The sequence below is a fragment of the Pseudomonas sp. LB3P81 genome (assembly GCF_054897965.1).
Genome location: NZ_JBUBVG010000001.1, coordinates 525838 through 539931 on the forward strand (window position 1 = coordinate 525838; position 14094 = coordinate 539931).

The 14094-nt window shown below is 53.8% G+C and carries 9 protein-coding genes and 1 pseudogene; 5 read left to right on the forward strand and 5 right to left on the reverse strand.

All coding sequences use genetic code 11. The features are described 5' to 3' along the window. Positions 1 to 195 precede the first annotated feature (195 nt). Positions 196 to 3402: pseudogene (locus tag ACYZTL_RS02415) on the reverse strand (YobI family P-loop NTPase); the annotation flags it as partial. A gap of 106 nt (positions 3403 to 3508) precedes the next feature. Between ACYZTL_RS02415 and istA the strand changes: the two are divergent. The 3 genes from istA to ACYZTL_RS02430 all read left to right on the forward strand — a co-directional run bounded on the left by istA (position 3509) and on the right by ACYZTL_RS02430 (position 6117). Beyond that, the gene (gene istA, locus ACYZTL_RS02420) at positions 3509 to 5008 is read left to right on the forward strand and encodes an IS21 family transposase (RefSeq protein WP_461950425.1); all 1500 of its coding nucleotides are present in this window, start codon (positions 3509 to 3511) and stop codon (positions 5006 to 5008) included. Then, positions 5001 to 5804, forward strand: a complete 804-nt coding sequence (gene istB / locus ACYZTL_RS02425; RefSeq protein WP_461950426.1) for an IS21-like element helper ATPase IstB — start codon at positions 5001 to 5003, stop codon at positions 5802 to 5804. Before istA ends, istB begins: the two co-directional genes overlap by 8 nt. Positions 5805 to 5898: 94 nt before the next feature. Beyond that, entirely contained in the window at positions 5899 to 6117 is a 219-nt protein-coding gene (locus ACYZTL_RS02430) for a hypothetical protein (protein WP_461950427.1), read from the forward strand. Between the two features lie 717 nt (positions 6118 to 6834). Here ACYZTL_RS02430 and ACYZTL_RS02435 read toward each other — a convergent pair. From ACYZTL_RS02435 to ACYZTL_RS02450, 4 genes are read right to left on the reverse strand one after another with little or no spacing between them, the layout of a single operon-like run. Beyond that, positions 6835 to 8091: an NADH:flavin oxidoreductase/NADH oxidase family protein gene (locus ACYZTL_RS02435; protein WP_461950428.1), complete on the reverse strand. Its 1257-nt coding sequence runs from the start codon at positions 8089 to 8091 to the stop codon at positions 6835 to 6837. Beyond that, on the reverse strand, positions 8081 to 8794 hold the full coding sequence (locus ACYZTL_RS02440) for a winged helix-turn-helix transcriptional regulator (RefSeq protein WP_461950429.1): 714 nt from the start codon (positions 8792 to 8794) through the stop codon (positions 8081 to 8083). The genes ACYZTL_RS02435 and ACYZTL_RS02440 overlap by 11 nt, the downstream gene beginning before the upstream one ends. A gap of 20 nt (positions 8795 to 8814) precedes the next feature. Further along, positions 8815 to 9213 carry a helicase gene (locus tag ACYZTL_RS02445; protein WP_461950430.1) on the reverse strand — a complete coding sequence of 133 codons (399 nt, stop codon included), beginning with the start codon at positions 9211 to 9213 and terminating at the stop codon, positions 8815 to 8817. A gap of 35 nt (positions 9214 to 9248) precedes the next feature. Continuing rightward, positions 9249 to 10094, reverse strand: a complete 846-nt coding sequence (locus ACYZTL_RS02450) for an alpha/beta fold hydrolase (protein ID WP_461950431.1) — start codon at positions 10092 to 10094, stop codon at positions 9249 to 9251. Between the two features lie 184 nt (positions 10095 to 10278). Here ACYZTL_RS02450 and ACYZTL_RS02455 point away from each other — a divergent pair, with 184 nt between their 5' ends. Both ACYZTL_RS02455 and ACYZTL_RS02460 read left to right on the forward strand, forming a co-directional pair. Next, positions 10279 to 11922, forward strand: coding sequence for a GMC oxidoreductase (locus tag ACYZTL_RS02455; protein ID WP_461950432.1), 1644 nt, complete (start codon positions 10279 to 10281; stop codon positions 11920 to 11922). A gap of 340 nt (positions 11923 to 12262) precedes the next feature. Continuing rightward, positions 12263 to 13633, forward strand: coding sequence for an outer membrane protein transport protein (locus ACYZTL_RS02460; RefSeq protein WP_461950433.1), 1371 nt, complete (start codon positions 12263 to 12265; stop codon positions 13631 to 13633). Positions 13634 to 14094: the final 461 nt, after the last annotated feature.

A 14094-nucleotide genomic window follows, 5' to 3' on the forward strand; every position in this document is an offset into this window, starting at 1 on the left:
TCGTTGCGGACTCTGCCCAAGCCGAGTTGAAGACGCTATTAGGCGCGTGCAGGCCCTCAAAACTGAGGCTGTCGAATTCCACAACCGTATACAGATGATTATAAAGTTCCTGGCTGAAGTGGAATTGCTCAAAGGAAACACTACGTTTGCGCGCGACAATCCCAATCGGGTGGCATTTATCTGCAGCCTCAACACAGCGACCTCTTTGACGGCCTCGTTGTTGGTATCGAAGGCTTCAATCGGTAACGCCGCCCACATTTGGATTTTTTCATTCAGCTCAAGCGCACCGCTTTTACTGAGTGGTAACGCCATGTCGATCGACAGTTGAGATAGATCAATTTGGTCGCGTGCCTGTACCCAATGTGCCGCAAGATACGGAGCTTCCAGATCTGCACTGAACGTCCTGATGCACTCGCGGATCTCAGGGCTGTACGCCAGAAACGGCGCACTTGCAAGCATCTCCCAACGCTCCCTGGATTGCAGCCCCTTAAGGATTCCAGGATCGTTCAAGACTACATTCGCTAAGAGCAATTCAAGCGCTTCGTTCGATAAGCCTGTTGGGCCGAGTAGGTACTTTTGTAGCTCTGGATGCATGGAGGTATTGAAGTCCCAGAGATCACCTCTTAGCTCCTTAGCGTAGCGCTGGATAAAGCTTGCGAAGGCCTCCATGTCCAAGGTTTCGCAACCTTTATGCTCTAAAGCAGGTACGAGTATGTCTTGGAAGAATGTCCAAACTGCAATAGCCTTCAATTTCACCCGATCAGACAGCAGTATTTTCGCCCACAGCGATGGGGTTGTGTCTTCAAGTCGGTCGAAGGTGCATGCCGTTCGATCAAACAGTTGAGCCACGGCATCTAAATCATCCGACTCTTTCAAGATGGCCCGTAGCAGTTCTTTAAAGGAAGCTGCGGACTCGTCCAGCGTGCCAACTTGAGCTAAAAGCGTGGTCGTAAATCCCTCTGGAGACTCAAGCAGGAGGTCATTCAGGCCCTCAATCTCCAGCGCCTGCAGTCGACGATAGGAAATGATGCTTACACTATGATCAGCTTTGCTTGCATGAATGGATTCGGCTTTTTGGCAAATCAGCGTGAGCATGTTCAGGTTTACCTCAACGCAACCCCACTTGATCAGCTTCTTGAGGTCGTCCAGGTCGATGCCGTCATTTAACGCTGAGAAGCGCATCGGTAGCTCTTTCAGCCAAGGCCAGCCTTTACCTCCCGCTTCGAGTCCAAGCATCAAGCGCGAGACATCTTCAAGACTCGCAATGGCATCATAAATTCTCTTGTCAGGCATAGAATCAAGCTCACGGAGCTGAGCAGCCTCCAATCCATCCATGACTGCAGTGATTAGTGCTTGTCTCAATACCGCTGGCTCGAATTGTTCAGCGTTCAACAACGCGTGAAACAACCCAGGCTCCAGAACATAAACAGCCTGAATGAACTTTGGCGATGCCGCGATCGATATCAAAATTTCGGTCGCTTGCGCCATTCTGTCCAGGTGCCCATCAAGGCCACTCCTTAGAATAGTCGCGAGCTTACTGCGCTCATGACTCATGCCAGGATCGGTGTATGGACAGCCAGAAAGGTGCTCGATCAGCGCGACAATAATGCCCCTGCCATCGCTCAGATCATCCGTGTCTAGCTTTTCCACGGCCTTTTTCGGGGCACTGATCACCGTCGCGACGTCCACAGAGACACCACGTCTGAGCTCCAGGATCAGGTTTTTGTCCTCGGATGTGAGGGATCCTTCGTAGAAGTAGCCGAAGTAGTCCGTGTAATCGGTATCGAAGTATCCGTGGCGCATCAGGTAAATGACGACGTCCAAGCCGTTCAGTTTTTGAGTGATGACATCGCCGTAGGTTTTTTTGGCCGCGGCCCGGAAGGTTTGGTGATTGATTCGGCCTGCTTCGATTCGGTGTTCGACCATCTCATTGTCAATATCAAGCAGCGTTCGCTGGAGCAGGTCATACCTTTTTTGGTATGACGTCGACGCTAGGAGTTCCTTAGAGTCCACAACCTCTGACGTCTGCAGCACCCGCCTTTGCACGTCGGCATGGATCATCTGCAAACGAGTCGATTGATTGAAAATCCCGTCAAAAACCTGATCGGTCACTAAATCGAGCATCGTAAACATGTTGCCCTGTAGCACCAGGACAAAGTTTGCGCTTGGCAAATTTGAAGCCTTCTGAAGCTCAAACCACACGTATGCCCGCAGCTCTGCCACACTCTCAGCGATTTCCTGTACCCGCCGTTCCCGCTTTTCGCGCAATGCCTGGTAGGCATCCTCAGCTTGCCTAGACTGCTGGAATCGCCACTCACTGAAACCTTGGATGGTCTCGTAAATGGCCCCACGTCGTTTTACCAGGTCAGCGTATTCGGCAGGATGCAGATTGCGAATCGCGATGATTGAAAACAGCTTGTTCGGATCAAGCTTCAGGCCGGAGCCACCGCTGAGAATGCTGGAGAACATGTCGAATTCGTTGACGATATTCTTGATCAACCGCATGTCATCAATGAGGTAACAAACGGTTTCGACCAATGAGTCATTTAGCCCAACATCCAGCGCTGCCCCATTGAACTGTCGCTCACGAAGCATCTTGAACATTTGCTCGCGAGAGTTCTCGGAGTTGACCACGGGAATTATGGGAATGATCAGGTCGAAAAATTTCGTTTTCTCACCGACGGCGAACAGCTCATCCCGAAGCGCATAGATGAAGTAAACCGGTCGTTTGATTTGCGGGGATTGCTTGATGATGAAATTGATTTCCCGCAGGCGCGTGAAAACGTCATGAATTCCAAATCTGTCCAGATCCTCGATCACCACGATGTCGATTTTGCTGCGTTCAAAGCAGTAGACGATTTCATCAACATTTTTGTGCAACACGGAGCCGTGGTGAGTCGTTTCCAGTTTTCCGCCCTTGATCGTGAAGCCGTCAATGCTGAACAGGGAAAGCAGCTTCAACCCCGAGAACAACATGTAGATGCCACCACCCCCCAGCACCAAAACAGCTGCCCACCCCGGGATCCATAGAAGCCATTCGACCAACCAAGCCGGGTCGATTTTCGGTAGCTTCTCGACTGTTGGAACGTAAAGTCTCAGTACGCCTACGATCATCAGAACGTAGAAAATTGTACGCACCAAGATGATGGACGAAGACGCCTGGATGATTCGCTTCAATCGACTCTTCGGCAGTTCATCTGACGGTACCGCGTACAGCAGTTGCTGAACGATGGTTTCCTCGATGCGCGTCAAAATATCCGACTCGGTTTTTTTCTCTGCACCTTTGGGATCTGTAGCACTTGGACTGGATTCAGCGGGAGTGACCGGAGAATCAGCCGAGGCCACCTTCCCTGCCCCACCGTTGTTTAGATCTTTGCCGAAGGCGGCCAGCGATGTTGCCGCTGACCGAAAACTGACCCAGTAAAGGCTGTTCTGCCGACTGAAAACTGACCCAGGTGTTCAACTGCTTCTGCTCGCTTTCCGAGCAGGAGAACACAGGGTGATCAGCATGGAAATGTTGGGGAAAATTCGGCGGATGTACTTTCGCGACAAGCTGTCGCTGCATCAGATAGCCAAGCGTACCGGGCTGTCGAGAAACACCATCCGAAAATGGGTCAGAGCGCCCGAAGCAACTCAGCCGGCGTACCAGCGGTGCGCAGCCTTCAACAAACTCAGTCCATTTCACCAGACGCTGGAGCAGGCGCTCAAGGCCGATTCGTTTCGGGCAAAGCACAACCGCAGGAGCGCCAAAGCGCTCCTTGAGCTGATCAAGGCCGAGGGTTACGACGGCGGCTACAGCCAGCTCACCGCCTTCATTCGCTCGTGGCGCGGTGAGCAAGGCAAATCCTTACGTGCCTTTGTACCGTTGACGTTCGCACTCGGTGAGGCTTTTCAATTCGACTGGAGCGAAGAAGGTCTGCTGATTGGCGGCCTGTTCCGACGCATCCAGGTCTCCCACATGAAGCTGTGCGCCAGTCGCGCATTTTGGTTGGTTGCGTATCCCAGCCAAGGCCACGAGATGTTGTTCGATGCCCATACCCGCTCGTTTGGCGCGTTAGGTGGGGTGCCGCGTCGCGGCATCTACGACAACATGAAGACCGCTGTCGACAAGGTCAACAAGGGCAAGGGCCGCACGGTCAATGCCCGGTTTGCCGTGATGTGCGCGCACTACCTGTTCGACCCGGACTTCTGCAACGTGGCCTCCGGCTGGGAAAAAGGTATCGTTGAAAAGAACGTCCAAGACAGCCGACGGCGCATCTGGCTCGATGCTCAAAACTGCATGTTCCACACCTTCGAGGAACTGAATGCTTGGCTCGGCCAACGCTGCCGTGCGCTCTGGGACGAGCTGGTGCACCCGCAGTACAACGGGCTGACAGTGGCGGACGTCCTGGAGCTGGAACGCGCTGAATTGATGCCGATGCCGACCGCCTTTGATGGTTACGTCGAGCGCACCGTGCGGGTCTCCAGCACCTGCCTGATCAGCGTGGCGCGAAATCGCTACTCGGTGCCGTGTGAGCGGGTCGGCCAGTGGGTCAGCAGCCGTCTGTATCCTTCGCGGATTGTAGTCATCGCCGATGAAACGACGATTGCCAGTCACAAGCGCCTCTTTGATCGAGACCAGGTCAGCTTCGACTGGCAGCACTACATCCCGCTCATCGAACGCAAGCCCGGAGCGCTGCGCAATGGCGCTCCGTTTGCTGATCTGCCGAAGCCGTTGCAACTGCTAAAACGCGGTCTGAGGCGTCACACCAACGGTGATCGAATCATGACGCAGGTACTGGCGGCTGTTCCCATCGCCGGGCTCGATGCCGTGTTGGTGGCTGTGGAGTTGGTACTTGAATCAGGCAGCTTGAGCGCTGACCACATCCTGAATGTCCTGGCTCGACTGACATCGACAGCAGCCCCTCCGTCCGCCGAAACCAGCCTTCAACTCAAGATAGCGCCTGTCGCCAATACGGCACGCTACGACCGGCTCCGTACCACCGATGAGGAGACTCGCAATGCGTGATCTTATGGCGGAACTCAAAGAACTGCGTCTGCATGGCATGGCCAGCGCCTGGGAAGAACTGGCTTCCCAAGGAGAGGCCTCAACGACCTCGTCGAAATGGCTGCTCGAACATCTGCTTCAACAAGAACATGCAGATCGTGCCGTACGGTCTGTGAATCATCAGATGCACATGGCCAAACTCCCCATGCATCGTGATTTGGCCGGCTTCGACTTCAGCGCTTCCAGCGCTGACGCCCGCCTGGTCAGGGATCTGTCCAACCTGGAGTTCACCGATACCGCGCAAAATGTCGTGTTCATCGGCGGGCCTGGAACAGGCAAAACACACCTCGCCACCGCCTTGGCCGTGTCCGGGATCACGACGCATCACAAACGCGTGCGCTTCTACTCCACGGTGGATCTGGTCAATTTACTGGAGCGCGAAAAGTACGACGGCAAGGCAGGCCGAATCGCTCAAGGGCTGCTTCGCACAGACCTGGTGATACTCGATGAACTGGGGTATTTGCCCTTCAGCCAGAGCGGTGGTGCCCTGTTATTTCACTTGCTGTCCAAGCTGTACGAGCACACCAGCGTGGTCATCACGACCAACCTCAGCTTCTCGGAATGGTCGAGCGTGTTTGGCGACGCCAAGATGACCACGGCGTTGCTAGATCGGCTGACACACCACTGCCACATCGTCGAAACGGGCAACGAGTCCTACCGCCTGCAACACAGCAGCTTGGTCGCCCAGACGAAGATCAAATCACGTGAACGAAAGCGCAAGGACGATGATGGTGCCGAGGACGATGAGCCGTTTTGATCTGCACCAAGATACCCTGCCGCATGCCTGCATGCGGTGGGGCTTGATGCCTCGTCCACTGGGACACGACTGCTAAGCTTATCCACAATTGCTGATGCAAAAATCAGCAATCCGCCCTGGGTCAAATTTCAATCGGCAGGGTGGGTCAGTTTTCAATCAGCGCCGACAGGCCGCCATCATGGAGCTCACGCTTTGGGTTGAGCAGCGCGGCTCGGGTGAAGTTGGAGGCAATGTGCGCGGAGCACTCGAAACGATTAGCAAGAATGAGGAGTTCATCAACATGACTTTAGCGGTGCTCATGACGCCTGAGTGAGTAGTCTCTTGGTAGGCTATCCGGGCCTCGTTGACCCGAAGTAGCGACCTTCTCGTTGATGTCACATCACACCACAGCTTAGCCATGGGCAAGCGATGACTCGAGCGCAGTATGATTTGAACACAAACTCCCCCCTCAATGCCCGTGAGGTCTACCAGGTTCTAAGGGACGTCTCCCGTGGCATACGCACATCCAAACGACGCTGGCAACGGCGCGAGGGTAGTCGAGGCCAATCTGTGCGTGATGCGCTCCCCGCGATCGTGCCCGACCAGATGGAAGCGTTCACGCCCCAGAGCGCGCATCAGTGCCAGTTAGTATGCAGCCACCGCCCGAAGCCGTAGCGGGAAAGATCCGCTTGCATCGAAGGCTTACCAGACCCCGCCATAGCCGACCAGGTCAGCACACACTACGCTACAGCCGCGCGCGACCATTGCTGGTGCGATTGCTTCTAGATCGCTAGCGGCTGGGGGAACCCACCGTGGAGCATCAGGACGGCATCGCCATCCCCCGCTGTAAAGCATACGATCTCAGTGCGGCTGCATCGTGAAAGCCTTTTAACATGGAACCTAAGCTCCACAATGCCCCAGGGGCTTTGTTGGCATTGAGTCTATCGGCGAGACAAAGGACGACCCGAGTAAGAGGTCAACGCCAGTGCTGCAATAAAGCGGCCGACTGGTGCTGGGGGCAGCGCCTCGGGACTCGCAGCTTATGCCGGTTTCAGGAGCGGGCCCGCAAGCGGCGAGTGCGGAATGCCCCCCACCCGCTGCCGAACGCAGCTTTAAGGAACGCCCAGAATCCACTTTCGCTGGGGCGAGGTTCGCCACCTTTGGCAATGCGTTTGAGTTGTCCGGTGTACCAAAGGATTTCCATAATCCCCATGCGATCCACGGCCTTGATGCCGGTATTGATTGGTCGCACCTGTTGATTGCTGTCGCTCCCCTTCAGCAATGCCACTGGGGCATCCGGATCAATGGCCAACAATCGTGCCAGACCGACCACATCTAGTGATCCGGATCGCAGTGCCTCGTTCATCCCTGCCGCAGTGCGAAAACCACCTGTGACCATCAAGGGCACTTGCACGTTAGCTCGAACCTTCGCGGCGAACTCTAAGAAGTAGGCTTCGCGTGCTACGGTAGAGCCTTTTTTCGGCTCATGCATCGCACCACTCATGGCTGGAGCCTCGTAGGTGCCGCCGGATATCTCGATTAGATCAATACCAGCGTCGATCAGCGCGCGGATAGTTGCCATCGACTCCTCTTCAGTGAAGCCTCCGCGCTGGAAGTCAGCGGAGTTGAGTTTAATCCCCACTGGGAAGTCCGCTCCGACTTGACGTCGAATTTCGGCGTAGACGGCCAGCACAAAACGGCGACGCCTCTCCGGTGTGCCACCCCATTCGTCTTCGCGCCGATTGTGATGGGGTGAGAGGAACTGATTGATTAGGTAGCCGTGTGCTCCGTGGATTTCCACTCCACTGAAACCAGCTTTTTTGCAGATGGCTGCACTGCGCCCGAAGCGCTCGATGATGTCTTGGATCTCGGCAACAGTGGCTTCACGTGGGGTTTCGAAAAAGGCAGCCATATCCTCTCGGAACGGAACAGCCGATGGAGCAAGGTTGCTGGCGTTCAGCCCCTTTGTCGATTGTTTGCCAGGGTGGTTGAGTTGCACCCAGATCGCCGCCCCCTGGTCGGTAGCAACCTTCGCCCACTGTCGCAGTACCGGCAGATCTTTCTCGTCCTCAATTACGACATTGCCCGGTTCGCCAAGGGCCCGACGGTCAATCATCACATTCCCCGTAATGATAAGTCCCAGACCGGAAGCTGCCCAGCGACGGTACAGTTCGACTAACCCTAGGGTAGGCCGGTTATTGTAAGTGCCCAACGTCTCGCTCATCGATGCCTTGGCCAGTCGATTGCGCAGCACGCTTCCGTTGGGCAGTTGCAGGGATTGGTTCAGCAGGTTTGTTTCAGCTTTCATCTGGTGTTCCCACAAGGCTGGAATGAGGAAGAGCAGCAAGCAATGTGTCCGGTAAGTTTTCCGGATTGAATTCGAGCACTTGAAACAGTTGCTCGAAGGTTTCGAGCTGTGTGTGCGGTAGATGAGCCCGACCTTCGCGCAACGCGTCTGCCGGCGAAATTTGTCGTAGGGCCAGCGCCATGAAGGTATTCAGATCGCACTGGATGACCACATCGGCCGCTGGGGCATAACCTGAGCGCGCGAGTATCTCGCTGTCATCCACGCGTACGTGGAAGACTTCCTCGCCCACGTGAAACTCGTATGTCGCGCGTAATCCACTGCTTGCATCGGAGCGGCCAATGCCCGTGAGGCTGAGGGCTATGAGTTCAGCGCGTGCAGTCGCGGGATCGATGCGTTCGTCCACTGGCAAGCTCAGCCCCCAGAGTCCTAGCGCGAGCAGTGGTTTACGCAACTGCTCCCCCAATTCCGTTAATTCGTAGGCGGAAATTGGCGCTGTAGCAGGCTTGGCGATTCCGTTGTCTACCAGCACCTTCAGGCGTGCGGACAACCGGTTAGTCCCCATTGCCGGCAATACCGCCAACAGCTCTTTGAACCGCTTTGGGCCCAATAGCAGTTCGCGGAGCACCAATAGCGTCCAGCGCTCGCCTAGCACATCGAGGCTTCTGGCAATCGGACAAAGCTGCCCATAGGTCTTGTTTAGCATTTTGTCAGGCGCCATCTTCGTTAAAACGCAGTGCGGTCATAGGGAGCGACCACTGTGGGTGGCTGCAGGTAAGCAGTCAGTCCCTGGAAAAACATTACCTTGAGGAAATCACCGCTGATAACCAACTCCTCGTTACCCAACCCCCTAAGGAACGCTGCCTGGCTGTCCTTGGCCGAGAGAATTGCAAAACCCTTATCGGCGTCTTTAAATTTCAAAGTGAAGCGCGGATTGTCGGCCAGGCCGGCAACAGAGCGGATGGCGCCGTTTCGGATGACGAAATAGCGGCCGATACCAGCATCGGTACGGATCTGGAACACAAGATCCTCGCCTTCGATGTAACGGGCGCAATTGGGGTTTATCCTGACTTGCCGTTTCAGCAGTTGGGTGAACATCCACAATAGAAATTTGAACTTGATCATGGTGGCAACCTTGAGTCCGTGGATCGGTTTTGACGTTATTCGCTGAGAAACCTTGCGGCGTGATAGAGAAAGCGCTCCGGGTACTGGAACTGCGCGCCGTGCCCGGCATCCGGATAAATAAATAACTGCGCGTTCGGCAGATTGCGCGCCATGTAGAACGAGTTGATGGTCGGAATCATTACGTCGTTCACGCCATTAAGGATAAACGTCGGTTGCTTGATTTGACGTAAGTAGGCAAACGGATCGCCTTCGGACACCCTCGGCAGATACATCATGTTTGCCTCGATCTGCGCTGATGCAACTTCCTGCGAAGTTGGCGGATCCTGATCCTCGCGCTGATGCCGGCGCTCCCAGAATTCGCTTGCAGCTCGCTTTGCCTCCTCGGAACGGCCAAAAAACAGGTACTCAAAATCTTCGTAGGTCGGAACTGGACGCGGCGCGGTCGTCAGTACCTTAGGTTCCATGTCCGGGTTGCCTCCACGCGGGCCTGTACCCAATAGCATCAGCTTACGAATAAGTGCGGGATGTCGCCATGTCAGATCCAACGCCTGGAAGCCGCCAAGTGAGAAGCCCAATACATCGATTTTCTCCAGGCCCAAGACACCTACGAAGGCGGCGGCATCATCAGCCATGTCTTCAATGCGACGACGTGGCTGGCCGGAGGACGAGGCCACGCCACGACCATTAAAGAGGATCACTTCCCGACCCTGGGCCAAGCCGTCGGTCATCAGCGGATCCCAGTGATCCATGCCACCGCGAAAGTGCTGAAGCATCAGCAGCGGCGGCTGTTCGGTGGCCGTATTTCCCCACCTGCGGTAGGCGAAGCGGTCGCCATCGATCTCGCTGAAGCGGGTTTGGGCAGTCTGATGCGTATCGGTCATGTCTTTCCTCACGAGCGGTTTCGGATTCTGAGGCTGGAGCAATTCTAGCCTGTGATCGCCGGTATTTACTATACAAAAAATATAGCATTAATGAAATACGAATCGTATAGTGAATTCGTGACTGGGCCTTGCTCTGCTTTTGCAGGCCATGACCTCTCCAAAAAAATAAAAATGGGAGCGTAACGTGGAACTGGTTTTAGACTTTGACTTCATCGTCATAGGCTCGGGCTTCGGCGGCAGCGTTTCGGCGCACCGGCTGACGGAGAAGGGCTACCGTGTTGGTGTGATGGAAATGGGGCGCCGTTGGCGTGCAGATGAGTTTCCGAAAAGCAACTGGGATCTGCGTAGATGGATGTGGATGCCTGCGCTGAAAATGTTCGGCTTCTACAGCATGCGGATGTTTCGACACGTGGTCGTCGCAAGCGGCAATGCGGTCGGCGGAGGCTCCATCACTTATGCCAACGCACTGCTGAGGCCTTCGGATAAGGTTTGGGACGAGGGCTCATGGGCAGGTCTGGCAGATTGGAAGAGCATCATGCCAAGGCACTATGCAGAGGCCGAGAGAATGCTGGGAGTGACTGAGGGCAAAATCCTGGGAGAAGCGGATTTGCGTCTTAAAAGGATGGCGGAGCTAAATGGCGTCGCCCACACCTTTCACGCACCCAATGTTGGTACCTTCTTCGCTCCAGAGGGCGAGGTCGCGGGCAAAACCTATCCCGATCCGTACTTCGGCGGTGAAGGCCCTGAGCGAGGCAGTTGCGTGGGCTGCGGCGGCTGCATGATGGGCTGCCGGCACAATGCCAAGAACACACTCGACAAGAACTACCTGTTTTTGGCTGAGAAGAACGGAGCTCAAGTCTTTGCGGAAACTCAAGTCGTAGACGTCCGACCGTTGAATGGCAAGGTGGACGGCAGCGATGGCTACGAGATCCACACGCAATGTTCGACTTCCTGGTTCCGCAAGAATAAGCGGGTCTTCCGCGCCCGAGGCGTGGTGTTCGCGGCATCCTCGTTAGGGACGATGGAGTTGCTGTTCCGGCTCAGGGAGAAAGGCTCTCTGCCTCGTATCAGTCAGGATCTGGGTAAACGGATACGTACCAATGCCGAGTCACTTATCGGCGTCCGCTTCCCTTCCACAGATAAAAGTATGTCGCCAGGCTTGGCGGGCGGGGCCAGTATCTACTTGGACGAGCATACTCATATAGGTGTCGTACGCTATCCGGAAGGGTCAGATGCCATAGGGCTGATGATGACGCTGATGAGCGGTGGTCGCCCTGGCTGGAGGCGAATTGGTACTTGGATACTGACATTACTCAGGCACCCGATGCAGGCCCTACGGGTACACAACCCCAGAGGCTTTGCACGGGAAAACATGTTGTTGCTTGTGATGCAAACGGTCGATGCTCATATCAATATGCGTCTTAAACGTCGCTGGTACTGGCCGTTAGGAAGCCGTCTAGTGACAGAAGGCGGCCCAATTCCTACGTTCATCCCGGAAGCGAATGCCTTCGTCGAGAAGGGTGCCAAGGCACTAGGTGGTATAGCGACCACCTTCCTCAGCGAAATCCTGTTCAACATTCCAACAACCGCGCATTGCATGGGCGGTTGCGCCATGGCGGAATCCGACGGCCATGGTGTCATGGACGCGCAAAATAGAGTGTTTGGATATCGCAACCTGCTGATCTGCGACGGATCAATGCTCAGTGCCAACCTTGGCGTGAACCCAAGCCTGACGATCACTGCACTAGCGGAACACGCGATGTCGCACATACCAATGAAAGGGAAATCTCAAGTCGAAACTCGGATTGCGATGACCCAGTTGGAATAACGGGTTGCTTTACGGGCGAACGCGCCTCGGTAACAAGAACAGAACCGTTGCGCCACGTGAATACGGCGACCAAGACTCGATAAACGTCTCGAATTGTAGAGGCCGATTAGCGACTGCGTTTGCGCCGGTTTTGCTAGTGGTACAAATATCCATATCCAAAAGTCATACAGGACGACGCGAATTATGCCTTCTACAGAACCATCTAAAGAAGCCGTAAGAGAACTTTAAATCGATAAAAACCACATCAATACAGAACCAGATTGGTCATATTAAAGAACTGCCATCCTTAGCGGGAAACGGCACCATTGCCTAAGCTTAAAAATAAAAAATGGGTCATCCAATGAATACAAAAAAAACTGCTGAACCATCAGCTGGCGTGACACCTCATCCCTGCCCTAGCGTCCAATCCAAACTTAAAATAAACTCACACCCCACCCTGCGCAGTTCAATATTATTCGGGACGACTCTAATACTAACACTGGGGACTCCATCTGCTTCATGGGCAAATGGACTTGCGCTCAACGAACAAAGCGCTAGTGCTGCGGGGACTGCTTATGCTGGCCGCTCCTCGTCAGCAATAGACGCAAGCACCGTGTATGGTAACCCAGCGGGTTTAAGTAAAATCAAAAAAATAGAGGTAAGCGGCGGACTGGCATTAATTGACGCAAAAGTTAACATAAGCGATGCAAGAAGTACTGTCCCAGGTACCACTGACGGCAATTCCGTACCTCTTACAGCTATTCCTTTTGGATACTTCTCCTCGCCAATCGACGATCGTTTTACCGCTGGCATTGGTCTGTATGCGTCATACGGCCTCGTTAATGATTATGAGAGCTCCTTCCAAGGTCGCTACCATGGCTCCTACAGCAAGGTTCAGGTTAAAACATTGCACCCTGCTGTCTCGTACCGCTTAAACGATCGAGTAGCTATTGGCATTGGCACCACATTCAATCGTATTGAGAACAACCTCCAGTCCTATTTAGCCACAGGAACTTTGAATGATGGAAAGGACACGCAGCTTACTGTAAAAGGCAATGATACTGCCATTGGCTATAACTTGGGCCTGATGGTTGATGTGAACGAATCAACCACATGGGGATTAACTTATCACTCAAAACTTGACTTCCATGTCGATGGCCACACTAAAATAAGCGACAGCCCCGGTGCACTTGGCCTCGATGGAAAATACAACAACAAGATGGATGTGACACTACCAGAGTCAGTGGATACATCATTCACCCATCGCTTTGATGAGCGCTGGACTGTTTACGCAGGTGCTATCTGGACTCGGTGGAGTCGAATCCAGAGGATTGAAGCAATCAATAGTGGATTACCCTCCCTAGGCCAACAGTTAGGATTCGGTGCCGTTGGAGACGACTTTAAACTTCATAATACTGTGTCGACAGCTATTGGCGTCTCGTACCAACTCTCTTCACAGTGGCTACTTCGCAGTGGCTTGGCTTCTGATCCTTCGCCAGCCCGCAACTCCGACCGAAACGTGCGACTTCCAGTAGGAAACCGAAAAGCCTTGGCTTTTGGTGCCGCTTACTCACCCAACCCTGATCTGACTATCGATATAGCCTATACCTATCTATGGGAGTCAACCACATCTGTTAATCAAACCGATACAAACGGTTTACAACCTGGATTTAGCGCTAAATACAACAATAGCGCACACATTATAGCAGCACAGCTAACACATCGATTTTGACGTCCCTTTGGCGTGGCATCTTGAATGATGACATCATCATTCTTGCTGACTAAGAGGGCGTTGCGCGTTTCTTATAAAGGAACATGAATCGCCCCAGTACTTAAGCCGCTCGGATATCTTCAACTTGAAAAATCCGGATGATGCAATGCCAAACTCTTCGACTTGAACCCCGAGATCTTCAGAAACAGAAGGAACCCATACCGACATGAGGGCATAAATCTACTAATAGGCATATCTGAGTCAGTACTAAAAGCGATCGTCTCAATAGCCGAGGCACCAAAGTCACCCCTATCGACGAAACAAGGAAAAATCCTGATTCGACACTCATGTCATAACACTGTCTCGGCAAACCATTTTTTCAATAGTATTTTTTCAATCCGTCGATAATGGCTAGGTGCCCCATAAACTCGACTAGAGCAAAAGATTATAGCAATAACACCACACGGCAAGTGTTTTGATTT

Coding starts and splice junctions, on each gene's coding strand:
- istA (WP_461950425.1), top strand. CDS start 3,509: ATGGAAATGTTGGGGAAAATTCGGCGGATGTACTTTCGCGACAAGCTG.
- istB (WP_461950426.1), top strand. CDS start 5,001: ATGCGTGATCTTATGGCGGAACTCAAAGAACTGCGTCTGCATGGCATG.
- ACYZTL_RS02430 (WP_461950427.1), top strand. CDS start 5,899: ATGCAAAAATCAGCAATCCGCCCTGGGTCAAATTTCAATCGGCAGGGT.
- ACYZTL_RS02435 (WP_461950428.1), bottom strand. CDS start 8,091: ATGAAAGCTGAAACAAACCTGCTGAACCAATCCCTGCAACTGCCCAAC.
- ACYZTL_RS02440 (WP_461950429.1), bottom strand. CDS start 8,794: ATGCTAAACAAGACCTATGGGCAGCTTTGTCCGATTGCCAGAAGCCTC.
- ACYZTL_RS02445 (WP_461950430.1), bottom strand. CDS start 9,213: ATGATCAAGTTCAAATTTCTATTGTGGATGTTCACCCAACTGCTGAAA.
- ACYZTL_RS02450 (WP_461950431.1), bottom strand. CDS start 10,094: ATGACCGATACGCATCAGACTGCCCAAACCCGCTTCAGCGAGATCGAT.
- ACYZTL_RS02460 (WP_461950433.1), top strand. CDS start 12,263: ATGAATACAAAAAAAACTGCTGAACCATCAGCTGGCGTGACACCTCAT.